This is a genomic window from Candidatus Hydrogenedentota bacterium (assembly GCA_019637335.1).
Lineage (GTDB): Bacteria > Hydrogenedentota > Hydrogenedentia > Hydrogenedentales > JAEUWI01 > JAEUWI01.
The window spans coordinates 38,986-55,102 of record JAHBVV010000034.1; the positions used below are offsets into that span (position 1 = coordinate 38,986).

At 66.5% G+C, this 16,117-nt stretch carries 10 protein-coding genes; 6 read left to right on the forward strand and 4 right to left on the reverse strand.

Features of this window, described 5'->3' with window-relative positions:
- Positions 1-185 precede the first annotated feature (185 nt).
- Positions 186-1,556 carry a hypothetical protein gene (locus KF886_24025; protein ID MBX3180429.1) on the reverse strand — a complete coding sequence of 457 codons (1,371 nt, stop codon included), beginning with the start codon at positions 1,554-1,556 and terminating at the stop codon, positions 186-188.
- A 551-nt stretch (positions 1,557-2,107) separates the two neighbouring features.
- Entirely contained in the window at positions 2,108-3,595 is a 1,488-nt protein-coding gene (locus KF886_24030; protein ID MBX3180430.1) for a PilT/PilU family type 4a pilus ATPase, read from the reverse strand.
- Between the two features lie 226 nt (positions 3,596-3,821).
- On the opposite strand from KF886_24030, the gene KF886_24035 reads away from it, so the two are divergent.
- On the forward strand, positions 3,822-4,829 hold the full coding sequence (locus KF886_24035) for a sulfotransferase (protein MBX3180431.1): 1,008 nt from the start codon (positions 3,822-3,824) through the stop codon (positions 4,827-4,829).
- 1 nt (position 4,830) lies between these two features.
- On the opposite strand, the gene KF886_24040 is transcribed toward KF886_24035, so the two are convergent.
- On the reverse strand, positions 4,831-7,122 hold the full coding sequence (locus tag KF886_24040) for a glycoside hydrolase N-terminal domain-containing protein (protein MBX3180432.1): 2,292 nt from the start codon (positions 7,120-7,122) through the stop codon (positions 4,831-4,833).
- Positions 7,123-7,243: 121 nt separating this feature from the next.
- On the opposite strand from KF886_24040, the gene KF886_24045 reads away from it, so the two are divergent.
- The 5 genes from KF886_24045 to KF886_24065 all read left to right on the forward strand — a co-directional run bounded on the left by KF886_24045 (position 7,244) and on the right by KF886_24065 (position 12,684).
- Positions 7,244-7,597, forward strand: a complete 354-nt coding sequence (locus tag KF886_24045) for a hypothetical protein (protein ID MBX3180433.1) — start codon at positions 7,244-7,246, stop codon at positions 7,595-7,597.
- 4 nt (positions 7,598-7,601) lie between these two features.
- Positions 7,602-9,014 (forward strand): hypothetical protein, encoded by a 1,413-nt coding sequence (locus KF886_24050; protein MBX3180434.1) that lies wholly within the window; start codon positions 7,602-7,604, stop codon positions 9,012-9,014.
- Between the two features lie 128 nt (positions 9,015-9,142).
- Positions 9,143-9,967, forward strand: coding sequence for a hypothetical protein (locus KF886_24055; protein MBX3180435.1), 825 nt, complete (start codon positions 9,143-9,145; stop codon positions 9,965-9,967).
- Between the two features lie 104 nt (positions 9,968-10,071).
- Positions 10,072-11,052 carry an ABC transporter substrate-binding protein gene (locus tag KF886_24060; GenBank protein ID MBX3180436.1) on the forward strand — a complete coding sequence of 327 codons (981 nt, stop codon included), beginning with the start codon at positions 10,072-10,074 and terminating at the stop codon, positions 11,050-11,052.
- Positions 11,053-11,100: 48 nt separating this feature from the next.
- Entirely contained in the window at positions 11,101-12,684 is a 1,584-nt protein-coding gene (locus KF886_24065; protein MBX3180437.1) for a glycosyltransferase family 2 protein, read from the forward strand.
- Positions 12,685-12,853: 169 nt separating this feature from the next.
- Here the strand turns inward: KF886_24065 and KF886_24070 are convergent, their stop codons facing one another.
- Complete coding sequence (locus tag KF886_24070) at positions 12,854-15,907, reverse strand: sulfatase-like hydrolase/transferase (protein MBX3180438.1); 3,054 nt, start codon at positions 15,905-15,907, stop codon at positions 12,854-12,856.
- Positions 15,908-16,117 lie beyond the last annotated feature (210 nt).

The following is a 16,117-nucleotide window of genomic DNA, read 5'->3' on the forward strand; positions in this document are numbered from 1 at the left end:
ACCCATTCTGTCGTGAATAGTGGCAATTCTGGCCCACCCTCACAGTTTTTCAGGGACGGCAGGGACATCAGGGACTTCAGGGACGGCAGGGACGTCAGGGACATCAGGGACATCAGGGACATCAGCGACATCAGCGACATCAGCGACGGCAGATTGTACGATTCTGAAGTCCCTGCCGGCCCTGCCTACTTTGACAGCCGGTCGAGTATATTCTTCGTGATCCGCTCCACTTCCGGCGTTCCGCCCCGCAGGCCGTGCGCCCAGTCCGTCGTGCCCGAGGTGAACACCGTGCCGCCCCCGGGGGATGTGTACAGCCCGAGGCACGCCGCGCCCGTGCGCCCTTTTTCCCAACGCTCATACCACTCGCTGTCGCCCGGGTGCCAGCGCGCCGGCGCGGTGCAGAGCACGGTGAAGCTCTCCGGCGTCCCGTCCCGGTGCGTGGGGTAGGGCAGGCCATCGCGCCATTCGAGCTCGGCGCCGTCGCACTCGTACCCGGCGATCGTGTTCTCCCCGCCGAACTCGTCGCCCCGCTTCAGGCCCGTGCCCTCGAAGATCCAGTGCTCCGGACGGTGCACTGTCAGCGCGCCGCTCCCGTCCATGAATTGGTCGTGGCTCTTGTGGAAGCCGCCCCAGAGGAAACCGACGCCGGTGAGCTGGTTCTCCGGACGCCGCACCAGGTGGTGGCTCCAGAGCGTGGTGAGCAGCGTATAGTCGCCCGTCGCGAAAACGGGATCCTTGAAGTAGTTTTCCTTCCAGCACACCAGCGCGCGCCCCGCGTCCTCGCTGCGGACCTGCCAGCAGCAGGTGTTGCCGCTGAAAAACGCCACGTTTCCGCCTTTCGCGATAAACGCCTCCAAATGATCGCGCATCGGCGTGGACCAGTACTCGTCGTGGCCCACGCTGAGCACGAGCCGGTAGTTCTCCAGGAGTTCCGGCCGGAATTCAAGGTCCGAGTTCACCGCGAAGTCGAGCGTGTAGCCGTTGCGCTCCGCCCACTGCACGAACGGCAGCTCCCAGTTCGAGAACTGGCTGCCACCGGGGCGATCGAAGGATACGCGATTGCCCTGCACGCCCGCGCGCCCGTTGTACGCATACAGGCTCAGGCCGCCCCAGTTGTTGTAGGCGTTGTAGGTGTTTGTGGTGAGTTGCAGGAGGATCTTCGTGTTCTGGCCGGGCGCCGCCGGGCGCACCACGAAGTACGCGCTCGACTCCGCCGTCCGGCGTCCCCGGTGCGTGAACTTCCCGCCGCCGTCCGACGCCCGAAACACCACGTGGTAGTAGCCGCTGCGCCACTCGGCGGGCACGGTCACGCGGAAGGACTCCGGCCACTGGCACCCGTGGGAGGAGGCGTTCTCCGGAATCGGGTGGGCTTGCCCGGGGAGATCCTTCCCGATCCAGACGGTCTCGTTTTCCGCGCCGAGGCGCACGATCTCCGCCTCGAATTTCGTCGCGCCGGACGAAACGTGAAAGCTGACCTCCTCGCCCGGCGCAACGCTCAACTGGCCGGCGTAGCCCTCGATAAACAGCGGCGTCGCCGCATCCGCCCCGGCGGACACCCCCGCCAGCAACCCCGCGCAAACTACAAACACCCGAAGTGCGGCGCGCAACGCCGCGAAAGCATGAATCATCGTGTAACTGTCCCGTGTATCGTGCTGCGGCGCGCGGCATGCCACCGCCGGAAACTGAGCGCACGCCCGGACGGCGCCGCCAGCGCGCCGCCGCGTTCCCAACATCCCGGGCCGCTCAACGGAAACAGTTAATCAGAACCCCTCCGGTGAATCAAGGAAACCGAGCTCCGGGCAGGGGACGCACCCCGCACAAACGCCACCAAGGGACGTACCGCCGCACAGAAGCCAAACCCCACCCGGCAAACCGACCGTCCAACCCAACTCCCACGCACCAGCCACAATACCCAAAACGCGGGGGTATGTCCCGGCCCGAGCCCACCGCGTCACGCGATGGCGCAACCAAGGGACGTACCGCCGCACGGACGCCATACCCCACCCAGAAAACCGCCCGTCCAACTCAACTCCCAATCCCAGCCACAAAACCCAAAACGCGGGGGTATGTCCCGGCCCGATCCACCAACGCCACCCCGAACGCCTCCCTACTTCAACAGCTTACCAGTCGACGACATAATGCCCGACATCACCCGCTCAAAGGCCTCGGCGTCGGCGCATGCCGAAATCGCCTCGGCCTTCTCGACAATACCGGCCTTGAAAAGCTCCACCGCGTACTGGTCGAAGCTCTTCATCTCGCTGTCCTGCTCCATGATGCCGTGCAGTTTGTCGAGATCGCCCTCGACGATGGCGTCGCGCACGATGGGGCGTCCGCCGATGAGGACTTCAACGCAGGGAATACGCCCGCCGCCCTTGCGCTTGAGCAGGCGCTGGCAGACCACCGCCGCCAGGGTATACGCAAGCTCCTGGCGGACCAGATCGCGCTCGCTCTGCGGGAAATAGCTGATCATGCGGTTGATCGTGTCGATCGCCGTGGTGGTGTGCAGCGTGCTGAACACCATGTGCCCCGTTTCCGCCGCGCTCAGACCCGCGCGGATCGTGTCCACGTCGCGCATTTCGCCCACCAGGATCACGTCCGGGTCTTCGCGGAGCGCCCCGCGCAGCGCGTTTGCGAAGGAGAAGGTGTCCCGGCCCACCATGCGCTGGGAGATGATGCTCTTCTTGTCCTTGTACACGAATTCGACCGGATCTTCCGTCGTGATGATGTGCGCCTGGCGCTGCTCGTTGATGAAATCCACCATCGCCGCCAGCGTCGTGGACTTGCCGCTGCCCGTAATCCCGCACACGAGAAAGAGGCCGCGGTGCATCCAGCAGATCTTCTCGACGGTCTTTGGGAGGTCAAGCTTGTGGAGCGGAATCGGCTCCTCGGGAATCAGGCGGATGGCGAGCGCCATCGCGCCGGATTTGATATAGCCCGAGCAGCGGAGGTAGCCCACCCCCGCCGCGTGGTACTGAAAGCTGGATTCCTTCTCGGTTTCCAGCAAATGCATCTCGGATTCCCCGCCAAGCTCCAGCACGATCTGCCGCATGTCGTCGGCGGAGATGATGTTCAGATCCAGCGGCAGCAGGTCCCCGTCGATCCGGATATAGGGCCGGTTGCCCGCGCGCAGGTGCAGATCGGAGGCGCCGCGCTGCTCCATCATTTCAATGAGCACGTTGATGTTGAAGTCCGACTTTACGAACTCGTCCGCGCGGAGCGTCCAGGTCATGGATCGCAGGCTCTCGGCCACGTACCGCTCGATTACCCCGTCGATGGGCGCCAGATGCTTGACCTGGCGCAACTCGAAGGGCGGCACCGTGATCGTGCACTTGCCGTTCTTCCGTTCAACGCGGCATTGGATATTGGTCTCCTTCAGGGCGGCGTCGATCTCCTCCATGTTCACCCCGTCGCGGAGATCGAAGGTTACCTTGAGCACATCGACGCGCCTGGTTAGATCCGGCGCCTTGGCGACCATCGTAGCGTTGGCCGTGGTGAAGGTCACCGCGGTGGGCATACCCATCTCGCGAATCAGGTTCTCAAGACCGATCTTGAATACGTCAAAGACGGTGCTGTCCGACTTACTACCGATAAACATTCGGGGGGGCCTTTCTCTGAAGGAAGCGTGCGCTGAAGGGCGTCGCGGCGACGCAGGGGGCAGTCTAGCACGCGTTCTGTAAAACTGTCAAACGGTTGAACCGTAAGTATTGCGCCCCGGTCACCGCCTGTGGTACAGTTTTTTACCGTATTCGCAGACTCGCGCCCCCGGCGCCCCCGTCCGGCGTTCCCGGGATGCGCGCGACCGCCACAACCGGAGCCCGCCCATGCCGGTTTCCCTTTTGTTCGTCATCGGTTCGCCCCGTTCGGGAACCACCTTGCTGGAGCGCATGCTCGACGCGCATCCCGCGGTCCAGGGCGGGCCCGAACCCCACCTGCTCACCCCGCTTGCGCACCTGGGCGTATGGAATCAGGTCGACAAGGCGCCCTATGACCACGTGCTCGCGGCGGAATCGCAAAAACTCTTCGTGTCGAAGCTTCCGAACGGGGAGGAAGACTACTGGAAGGCCTGCCGCGCCTACTGCAACGTGCTCTACGGCCAGTACATGGCCGGGTCGGCGGCGCGCCTGTGCCTGGACAAGACGCCAGCCTACGCCCTTATTCTACCGTTTGTCGCGAAGGTCTTTCCAGACGCCAACTATGTTGTGCTGACCCGGCATCCGGCGGCGATCTTCGCGTCCTACGCGAACTCCTTTTTCGGCGGGGACTACGCCGCCGCCCAGGCCTACAACCCGATCCTGAACCGTTACGCGCCGGCGCTGGCGGCCTTCCTCCGGCAGGACGCCGTACCGTTCATCCATGTCCGGTATGAAGACCTGGTGGCGGACCCCGCGTCCGGTTTCCGGGCCATCTGCGACCACCTTGGTATTCCCTTCGAAGAAAGCGCGATCGCGTACGGCGCATCACGCCGCACGGACGAAGGCGGCCTGGGCGATCCGATTGGGGTGAACCAGCACGACCGCCCCACCACGGCCTCGGTCGACAAGTGGGCGCGCGAACTGGCGGCGGACCCCGCGAAGCGCGATTTCGTGCGCGGCATTGTGGACAGCCTCGACCCCGCGGACCTGGCAACCCTGGGCTACCCGCCTGAAAGCCTGTGGGCGCCGCTGGAGGCCGCCGGCGGCGCGACGCAGCCAAAGCCGCCCCGGCTCAGTTGGTATCGCATCCAGCGCAAGCTGATCGTGGGGCTCCGTGGCCAGGCGCAACGCCGGCCGCTGTTCCGCAAGGCGCTTCAGCGCGCCCGGCTCGTTTGCGACGTGCTCCTGCGGGAATAGCCTACCGCGCGCCCCCGCGCCGGATTTCCGGGGCGTCGAAGGTTGCGTGGAATTCCTCCACCCCGCCCGGCTCCAGCACCACGTCGAAAAGGCGTCCCGTAACCCAGGACCGGAACTTCACCGATCCGCCGCGCGTTGCCTCGATGCGCACCGTCTGCGCGCGGCTTCCCGATCGGGACGCGGACACGATCCACCCGCCGCGCGCGCGCAGGTTGGTGAAGGACAGGGCGCGCCAGCGCTCGGGCACGGCGGGAAACACCTCGATAACCCCGGCGTGGCTCTGCAACAGCATCTCCTGGAGGCCGGCCGCGTACGCAAAGTTGCCCTCCAGCGTGAACGGGCGGTAGGTAAAGTCGCTGATGCCCGCGCCGCTCTGGTCGCCATTGCAGTGGAAACTGTTTCGCAGCACAAAGGCCGTGGCGAAGGTGCGGAGCGCTTCGGCCGCCTTTTCGCCGTCGCCCGCGCGCGCATACATGCTCGCAAGCCAGGAGAAGCTGTAACCGGTCCATTTCTTCGTGCCGTGCGCCTCCAGATCCGCCAGGGACGCTTCTATGATCCGCGCGTCGGCTTCGCCGTTCGCGCGGTCGATGAGGCCGAGCGGGTGAATCGCCATCAGGTGCGAGAAGTGGCGGTGCGAATACGGAAGCGGGTAATCGGGCGCGATCAGGAGCTTGCCGTCGTCCCCCAGGCTCCACCCCGGCAGTTCGTCGCGCACCGTTCGCCAGCGCGCCGCATCGTCCGGGTTCCCGGTCAGTTCCGCCAGTTCCGCCGTGGCCCCGAGCAGCCAGCGCATCAGCGCCAGGTCGTAGTTCGTGATCCCGTCAAACCACGCCTCGGGTTTGTTGTCGTTCACCTCCGGCGAGGAACTTAGCGGCAGCGTGCGGCGCCCGTTCGCGCCCTTCTCGGCGGTCACCGCTTCGATAAACACCGCGCAGTCGCGGAGGTAGGGATAGGCGCGGTTCCGGAGGAAGTCCACATCGCCGCTGAACTGCCAGTGCAGGTAGAAATGGTGCGCAAGCCACGACGCCGTCGTCGCGGAATGCGTGTACTGCCGCCAGCCGCCGATCTGGTTGTTGTTCAGGTCGGCCGTCATCGGCACGTTCATGCCCGGCATTTTGAAGAAGCGCTGCGTCCAGTCCCGGCACGCCTCCCGCGTCTCCCAGAGCCAGTCCACAAAGTTCTGGCCCTCCTCCAGGCGGTTGCCGCTGTAGGCCGGCCAGTAGCTGAGCTGCGTGTTCAGATCGTGGTGGTAGTCGCCCTTCCACGGCGGGAGCTTGCCATCGTCCGCGGTCCACGGCCCCTGCAGCGTGATCGGCGGGGATCCCTGGCGGCTGGCCGCGCCAAACTTGTATGTATCGAGGTACCACTGCCGCTCCACCACCGGATCCGGAACCGCCACCAGCGACTTCCCCCAGTAGTGCTCCCACCACGCCGCGTGGCTCGCTTCCAGGGCCTTGCGTTCGCCGCCAAAGGCCCGCGCCACCTGCGCCTTCGCCGCCTCAAACGGGTCGGCGCCCCCATTGTTCGTCGCAATGCTCCACGCCCCCTCCCACGCGCCATCGCGCTCGCGCCAGCCGAGGTAGACCGCAAACGTGAAGCCGCCCCAGCCTTCCTGGATCCACGCCCGCCAGCCGTCGCCGCTCCGGGTCTCCGGCGGGCCGTAGCCGAGCTGCGCCAGATCGCCGGCGCTGATGGCGGGCTTCGCTTCGCCGGGCTCCTGGCCGCCAAAGGCTGGGGCCTCCAGGGCGACCGCCTCCGGCTTCAGCCCGGTCAAGCGGATGAAGCCGACCGGCTCCGTGGCGTGAATCCACACGCGGGCGGCGCCGCCCTGGAACCGCACTATCGCCGCCGGATTGCGCGCGCCCAGCTCGGCCCGCTCGAAGGCCGCGCCCGCGGGCAGGGTCAGGGCGATCCGCCCTGCGGGTATCTTCGTGGGCGCGGGCCGGTGGTAGGGGTTGTCGTAGAGCCGCAACAGGTCGTCGATGCGCCCCTCCTTCTCCCATTGTTGCATCGTTGCGTAGTCGTATTCCTCGCTGTGGTATTCGGGCACCGGCCGCAAATCCCACAGGTCCGTGCGGTCAAGCGAAATGCGCAGCGGTCGGCCATCGCCCCACACCAGCGCCCCCAGCGCGCCATTGCCCAGCGGCAGCGCCTCGTCCCAGACCCGCACCGGCGTGTCGAAATCCAGCAAGGGTTCGTGTTTTTCGAGACGTTCAAGGCCCGGATAGGAATTGGCCCGCGCGAACGGCGCGAACAGCAGCGAGAGGGTGAGGAGCGGCAGCAGGTACTTCATGGCGGTTCCCCGGCGGCTGTTACAAACACCGCCTGTTGGTATACGATGGTCAGGGGGGTATTGTAAGTTTCGGGAGCGCGCGGCGCAATTAACGCGCGACACGCATTGGGAGATTCGTTCCATGGAAATGACGTGGCAGGCGTTCAAGGCCGTCATGAAGGAAGTGCTGCACGAGGAGATGGGCGCCGGGCGCCATTTCATCGCGAAAAAATTCGACGGGGGCATGCTCGTGCTCAAACCGGCGGACCCCGCCCACCAGGCCAAGGAGATTCCGATCGACGTCTTCTTCAAGAAGATCACGTCGGTGCGCGAGAAGCTGCGGGTGCTCGAACAGAAGCTCAACAACCACGCCGGGCTGAGCGAGTCGGAAAAAGCGGAGTTGCAGTTGTACATCACGCGGGCCTACGGCAGCCTGACGACGTTTAACGTGCTCTTCAAGGAAGACGACGACAAGTTCGTTGGCGCGAAAGGTTAGTACCATGCAGCACCGCTGTTCTTACGCGATTCTTGCCGCCGCGCTCGCGCTTTCCGCCCTCCACGGACACACCGCCGAAATGACCATCGACCCGGACGGGATGGCCGTGGTGAATGGCCAGCGGACCTTCATTATCGGCCTCTACGAAAACCCGTCCGATGACGCGGCGCTCCAGGACGCGGTGAAATCGGGCGTCAACCTCGTCTATGCCTCCCCAACAGGGGAATCGCTGGATCGCCTGCATGCGGCGGGCGCCTGGGCGTGGCTTAACACGGGCTACAACATCGATTTCAGCGAGGACCGCGGGGCGCGCGAGGCCCGGCTCACCGAGGCCGTCCGTGCCCACGGCGATCACCCCGCGCTGCTGGTGTGGGAAGTGCCCGACGAGGCCCTGTGGAACGCCTGGTATATGGCGGATGTCTGGCGGGGCAACGAAGAGCCGAAACAATTGGACGCGGCAATCGGCGCACTGGAGGATGCGGACCTGGCGGCGCGCCTGCGGGCGGACCTGGATCGGGTCCTCGACTTTTACCGATTCGGGCGGTTCGCCGAGGGCGAGGCGCTGGCGGATTCCATCTGGACCGCGCTCGGACAGGCGATTCCAAGGCCGGGCTTCGGCCGCGCAAACGCCCCCGAACGCGCGGCAAAACTCGGCGAAGGTATGATCGAAGGCTACCGCGCGCTGCGCACGCTGGATCCGGCCCACCCCGTGTGGATGAATCACGCCCCCCGAAACACCATCGAAGACCTGGCCTTCTTCAACCGGGGCGCGGACATCGTGGGCTGCGACATCTACCCCGTGCCGGAATCGGCCATGGCGCGGCACTCGGACCTGGCGAACCGCACGATGGGATCGGTGGGCGCCTACACGTTGCGCATGCAGGCCGCCGCCCCCGACAAGCCCGTATGGATGGTGCTTCAGGGCACGGGCTGGGGCGACTTTCAGACCGACCGGACCGACGAGGAGCGGGCCTTGTTGCGCCGCCCGCGCAAGGACGAAACCCGCTTCATGGCCTACGACGCCATCGTGCACGGCGCGCGCGGCGTTCTGTACTGGGGTTCGCACTACGTGGAGAAGGACTCCGAATTCTGGCGGGAATTGCTGGAGGTGATTGCTGAACTGAAATCATTGCAGCCGGTGCTCGCCGCGCCCGACGCGCCCGCGCCGCCGGTGGCCATTGGCCCCACCAACGGATCGCTGGACCGCTCGGTGGCCATCCGCAGCAAGGCCGCGCCCGACGGCGTGTGGCATATCGTGGTCAATGAATTCGAACGGCCCCTTCGCGTGCGCGTGGCGGCGGAAAACGCCGGGGACTACCGCGCGCTGGAAACGGACACCGTGCTGACCGCGGAAGGAGGCGAGATCGTCCTTCAGATACCCGCCTACAGCGTGGCGGTGCTCCGGCCCGCGCCATAGCCCGCTGCCCCGCGCGAAAGCCGAAACCGGCCGCGGGCAAAACTGGCGTAACCCGGCCCCGACCAGTACAATAGGCGCTGCCGGCGGATGCAGCCGGGCAGACGCAGATGACGTTTGAGGTTCCGGGCATGAGCTCCATTCTGGAAGCCCTGAAAAAACTTGAGGCGGAGAAACACGCCCAGGCGGCGCCCCCGATCCGCGAGCCGGAGCTGGCCACCGCGCCGGACTTCAGCGCGGCATCGCTGCTGGCTGGATCCGCGCCCGCCCCGCGCGACCGCGTTCACCTGGCCCCGGTAACCCTGGTGCTGGCGGGCGGCGTTTTCACCATGCTCGTCATCGGCGTGTCTGTAGTCCTCTCTATTCTGCTGCTTCGCTCCGCCCAACCTTCCGCCGCCACAGGTTCGCCGCCACACGTCGCGCCGGCCATGATGGCGGCGGCGCCCGCGCTCGCGCCGCCTGCCCCCGACCCGGCCAGCGCCCCGGCGGAAACCCGGCCGCCGGAGGAACCCCCGGCGGAGGAAGCTCCCCCGGCGCCTGTCAAGACCGCCGCGCGCACGGAATCGCGTCCGCCCCGCCCCGCTCCCAGGCGGGAAGAGCCGGTCAGCGAATCCCCGGCCGTCGTCGCTTTCACCGAGGAGGTCCGCTACGAGCGCTTTGTGCCCGAGCCCGCCCGGGACGACACCCGGCCGGCGCGCCCGGTTCCGGAGGACATCCGGAGCCTGCCGATGCTGAGCCGGAGCGAGAAAGCGCAATACCGGCTTGATACGCTGAAATTCAATATGTTGAACGAGGCGAACGCGCAGCGCCCGATGGGGAGCGCGGTGATCAACCTCGAAAAGATCTTTATTGGCGAGACGCTTCCCGGAACCAATGCGAAACTGATCGACGTGCGCAACCACGGAATTGCCGTGGAGATTCAGAGCACCCGGCAGCAGTATTACATCCCGAGGTGAGCCGCGTAACCCGAAACGGAAGGATTTTGACCATGCAGGTTGTACCGTTTTTCACCACAGGTTCCTGGAACGTCCGCCCTGCGCGGCGCCTGGCGGGCGCGTTGATGCTCGCGGTGGCCGCCGGCCTCGCGCTGCCCGGCTGCGGCGGCCAGCCCGCCGGCGCGCCGGCGCCCGGCGCGGCGCAACCCGGCGGAGAGCCGGCCGGCCGCGCGCTGCGCATCGCGGTCATCCCCAAGGGCCTCGCGCACCAGTTCTGGTTGACGATCAAGGCCGGCGCGGAAGCGGCGGCGGCGGAGGGCGGCGCACAGGTCATCTGGCAGGGCCCCGCGAAAGAAACCGAAGTCGAAAAACAGATCAACATCGTGCAGGACATGATCGCCACCCGGGTGGACGCCATCGTGATGGCCGCCTGCGACGAGCAGGCCCTGATCCCGACCGTGCAACAGGCCGTCAACGCGGGCATCCCCGTGATCACTATCGATTCCGGCGTGGCCTCCGATCTGCCCGCCTCCTTCGTGGCGACCGACAACGTGGCCGGCGCGAGCATGGCCGCGGACACCCTGGCCGATCTCATCGGCGGTAGCGGCAGCGTCGGGCTGATCCCTTTTATCAAGGGCGCGGCGACCTCGAACATGCGCGAAGACGGCTTCCTCGAAGGCATCGCGGCCTATCCGGATATCCGGGTGAGCGCGACACTGTATTGCCAGAGCGACGTGGAGAAGGCCATGTCCGTGACGCAGGACATGCTCGTGCAGGATCCGAACATGAAAGGCATTTTCGCCACGAACGAACCGGCGGCGATCGGCGCGGCGCAGGCGCTGAAGGCGGCGGGCCGCGCCGGCGAAATCAAGCTGGTGGCCTTTGACGCCGCCGAGGAGGAGATCCGGGGCCTTCAGGACGGTTCGATTCAGGCGCTCATCGTACAGAACCCTTACCGCATGGGTTATCTCGGTGTGAAGGCCGCGCTGGACGCCATCGCCGGCAATCCGGTGGAAAAACGCATCGACACCGGCGTCACCGTTGTCACCATGGCGAATTTCAACGACCCCGAGATCCAGAAGCTGCTCTTCCCGATGGCGCAGTAACGTGAGCGCCTTCCGGGTATCCCGGAGCGAGTCCCGGCGGGAGCCGCAATGAACCCCGTTACCGAGTACCAGGAAAACGCGCTGCAAGCGCGGGCCCACGAGGAGCGGGTCTTTGCCGGCCTCCTGTTTTTCCACGCCGCCCGCCGCGCCCTCGACAAGCTGGACGCGCTGGCGACCGATCTCGACCCGAAGAACGAGCAGGACCTGCTGGCCTTCGAGCTATTCCAGGGCACGTCGCCCGGCGCGCTCCTGCCGCTCGCGGACGCGGACACGGAACCGTGGATCCGGCATGCGCTGTTGAAGGCCTTCCTGAATCGGGGCGACACCGACGGCGCGCTCGGCCTCTGGAACAAGTGCCTGCAATGGCAGGTTCCCGATACGCTGTCGGCCAACCTCCTGATCCCATACCTGCTGCGCGAGGGCGCCTTCGAACAGGCCGGGACGGTGTCGGCGGTCTCCCTGAAACTTGCAAACGCACAGCGCGACGTCACGCTCTGGAAGGCCCAGGCCCAGGCCGCACAGCGCTACACGGGCGACCTTTACCTCGATCCGCTCCCCCGGGAGTGCAGCGTCGCCGTGGCGCTGCCGCTGCGGGACAACGCGCCGTACCTCCGGGACATCCTCGCGGGGGTGGTGGAGCAGTATTACCCAATCACCGAATTGATCCTCGTCGAGGATGCGGAGGATCCGGCCTTCGAAGCCATCGCCGGCGCGCCGCCCTGCCGCGCCGTGCGCGCCCAGCCGGGCGAATCCTGGATTGCGCGGGCCCTGGCGGAAACGCGGGCCGAATTCCTGGCGACCCTGCCCGCCACGTGCGCCCTGGCGATCGACGCGCTCCCGTATTTCATGCTGGCGCTGGAACATGGCGCGGAACGTCCCGCCTGCGCCGGCGGCCGCGTGGAGGACTTCCACCAGGACAAGCCCGGAGACCGCTGGCGCGTCGCGCGCCTCAACCCCGCGGCCGGCATGGCGCGCTCCACCGCCGCGGAAGCCGTCGCCAACGAGGCCCTCTGCATCGATACCGCCGCGTTTCGCGCACTCAATATCTCCGTACCGCGTGAACCCGAAACAATAGGAACGACGACCCGCGAGGCGGGCGGGGAAACACACTACATTCCGGAGGCGGTGGCCTGTTGTCTGCGCGAGGACACCATCGAAAGCGCCCTGGACACCTTCTGGCAGCGCCGCCTGGCCGAACGGCTTCGCGCCGGGGCCTTCGCGTCGCCCGCCGCGCTGGTAACCGATCTGGCCACGCTCAAGGAAGCAATGGTCGCGTTCATCAACGACGACATCGACCAGGGCAACACCAGTCTCGTCTTTCCCGACTTCTTCCTCTTTTTTCACAACACCGTGCTCGACTTGCAGTATGGCGTGAAGCGCGGCCTACTGGACGAGGCCGCCGCCCGCGCCGTACAGGACGCGTTCCTCGGCGCCATCGGCCCGATGGACGCGCGCTACAAGCGGGACCTGCGCGGCAAAGTGGAGAAAATGCTTGGAAAGCGCCTGATCGCCGCCGCCCCGGCCAGCGAACTGCCGCCGGATCTGCGCGCCGCGCTCGAAAACGCGGTGAAGTCGCTGGAATCCCTCTTCGAAGCCTTTCCGCAGGACCTCTACCTCGCGATATATGGCTAGGAACGTACTCCCCCAGACAAGCGTGTCCGTTTGATCGCCGCAAGGTAGCGCGCGGGCCAGCGTGGCAGTTGGCAGTTGGCAGTTGGCAGTTGACAGTTGACAGTTGACAGTTGACAGTTGGCAGTTGGCAGTTGGCAGTTGACAGGCGGGGGGCATCGGTCCTTTGGGGTCAGTTGTCTAGGTAGCCGATGGCGTCGAGGGCTTCGAGGGTGGCGGCGTCGATTTCCACGTGGGTGGGGTCGATGGCGTTTTCTTCGCAGATTTTGAGGTAGCCGTCGATGGTCTGGTCGAGCTGGGACTGGATGGGGGCCAGCGCGGGCTCGCCGTCGCGGCTGGTTTGTTCGCGGGGGTCGGCGACGAGGTCGTAGAACTCGCGGGGGGCGAGGTTGCGCTTGTTGCCTTCGTTGGCGCGGATGAGTTTGTGGGTGGGGGTTTGTACGGACTGGAGCACGATGCCTTCGAAGTTATTTTCGGCGTAGCTGTAGCCGATGTTGGCGTTGGTGGGGTTGCCGGCGGCGTCGAAGAGGGCCTGGCCCTGCATCATGGCGCCTTTTTCGAGTCCGGCGAAGTGGAGGAAGGTGGGGGCCAGGTCGAGGTTGCGGGCGAAGTGGGGGTTGACCTCGCCGGCGCGGGCGTTGCCGGGGAGTTTGATGATGAAGGGGACGCGGGTCTGCTCTTCGTAGAGCGTCTGGCCGTGCCACCAGCCGCCGTGTTCGTGGAATTCCTCGCCGTGGTCGGCGGTGAGCACGATGAGGGTGTCGCCGTAGAGGCCGCGGGCCTTGAGCCCGGCGAAGAGCTCGCCCAGGGCGGCGTCGAGGCGTTCGATCTCGAGGATGTAGGCGCGGCGCATTTTCTCCAGGTAGATTTCGGGGTCGGGGTTGCCCAGGCGCTTACGCCCGTAGCCGCCGTCGGGGGAATCGGGGTCCATGAAGGGGTCGTGCGGGTCCATGAAGTGCGCGAAGAGGAAGAAGGGGGTTCCGTCGGGGGCGGCGCCGCTGTCGAGCCACCGCAGGACCTCGTCCTTCACGGCGGGGGCGGGCTGGTAGTAGTCGGTGACTTCGATGGGGCGGCGGAGGCGGCGGTTGGCGATTTCGCGGGCCTTGAGGAGCACTTCGTACATGGCGAGCTTTGCTGCGGAATCGGTGGCTCCGAAGCGGAGTGATTTCTTGAGGTCGACGTACTCGACGAAGCCCTGGTCGTAGCCGAAGAGGGCGGTGATGTTGGGGTTGTTGGCGAAGCCCTGGGTGTAGTAGCCGCCGGCCTGGAGGAGTTCCGCCACGGTTTCGACGTCCTCGGGGAGGCGGGCGGTCTTGGTGAAGGCGGTGTGGCACTCGGGATACATGCCGGAGAAAATGGAGCCGAAGGAGGCCTTGGTCCACGAGGCCTGCGCATAGCCGCGTTCAAATCGGATGGCGTCGGCCAGGAAGGCGTCGATATTCGGGGTGCGCGTTTCGATTTCGGGGTTGTAGGCGGGGAGGTAGTCCGCGCGGAGCGTATCCACGGCGATCAGGATGAGGTTGGGGCCGTTTGCGCCGGGGACCGGAGTGAAGGGGGCGGCCGCCAGGGCCGGGGCGAGGCTGCGCGCGAGGGCCAGGCCGGCGAGGATGAAGATCCCGTAGAGCGCGACGCCCGCCGCGATCCGGGGCAGGGGGCGCGCGGTGACGCGGTCCAGCGCGCGCGCGAGGAGGAAGAGGAGCGCCGCGCCCACCGCCGCGAGGGCGAGCGCGCCGCCCGCGAGCATGGCCAGGGCGGCCGCGTCCGGCATGTGTCCGTCGAAGACGTCGCGCCGCACGCGGTAGAGCCCGATCACCGCGCCGCCGGCAAAGGCCGCGGCGGCGAAGGCGAGCGCATAGGTCCAGCGCACGGGCGGGAAGCGATCGGCCAGGAGATAGAGAAAGACGAGGCCCAGGGCGGCGCCCTTTCCCGCGGCGGCGAAGATCAGGCCGTAGACGAGGACGGGCCATAGGAAGATCCCGGCGTCGGCCAGGCCGGGGAGGGTGCGCCAGACCCAGCCCGCTTCCACGAGTCCGACGGCGGCGCCCGCGATCAGGCCGGCGAGCGCCCCGGCCCAGAGCGCACCCAGCACGAGGCCGCGGTATTGCTTGAGGACCTCCGGGGGGAGCTGGTGGTCCGCTTCGCCATCCGCGCCCGCGCCGGCCGCCGCGCGGACCTCGGCGATCTCTTCGAGGAGCGCCTCGCGGTTGGGGCGTCCGGTGAGGATGAGGAGGGGGAGGCTCAGGATGAAGGGGATGACCTCGCCGAACCACATGCCCAGGTGGCCGAAGAGCAGGGCCTGCGCGTGGCCGGCGCCGGGTCCGAGCAGGGTGGTCATGACGACTTCGCGGACGCCGACGCCGCTGACGGTGGGGGCGAAGACGGAGCCAACGATCAGGAGGGGGCTGGCGAAGAGGATTTCGAGGATGCCGGTGTTTTCCGCGCGGATGGCGGAGGCCGTACCGAAATACATGAGGCAGATGCCGAGGTGGACGCAGAGGCCGAGGCCGAGGGCGCGGAAGAGGGCGCCCCGGTGCGCGCTGTAGGCGGTTGCGGCGACGGCGAGCTTGTTCACCTTGCCGCGGAGGGATCCCGGTACGGGCAGGGACGCGACGAGCACCTGGATGATCCGGGGCTGGAGGAGGAGCAGGAGCGTACCGGCGATGAAGCAGGCGAGGACGAGGAGCACGGCGGCGAGGAGGGCCAGGTTAATCGGGAAGAGGCGCAGGCCGAGGGGCAGCGTGAGGAAGACGAGCGAGAACAGCGCGATGAAGCCGGTGAGCTTTTCCACGGCGATGACCGTGGCGCATTTGATCACCTCGCCGGTGTGCCGGGAGGACTCCACGAGCCGGTAGCCGTCGAGCCCGAGTGTGCCGGGGAGGACGAGGCCGATGGCGCGGCCCCAGAACCAGCACTTGGTGAGGTACCAGTAGGGGATATGGACGCCCTGCGCGCGCAGGAGGATGCGCCAGCGGGTGATGCCGGCGAAGATGCCTGCGAGCTTCATGACCATCGCGAAGCCGAACCAGAAGGCGGCGGTGGCGGGGTCGATCGCGCGGACGGCGGCCCATACCGACGCGGGGGTCAGATCCTTGAAGAGGCCGCTGTCGAGGCCGAAGGTCTGGGGGCGGAAGAGGAAGACGAAGAGTGCGGCGATAAAGGCGAGCTTTGCGCCGATGACTGCGATGGTTTTCCAGTTTTTTCGGAGAAAGGGTAGGAATTTGGACATGAACTCAGACGGCTTTCCTGGGGCACTGCGGGTAGGTTCTGCGAGAAAGCGGCAGTGTAGCATATCGTGAAAATGAAAAACGCGGCGGGGAGGAAGGAAGGGAAACCTCTCCCGCCGCAGAAAGACCACGGGGCCGGTCTCGGGAACCGGCCTGCGGCCTGGTTAAGGGCATTGTTTGTGTGTATGGCTGTATTTTATACCGAACGTTAA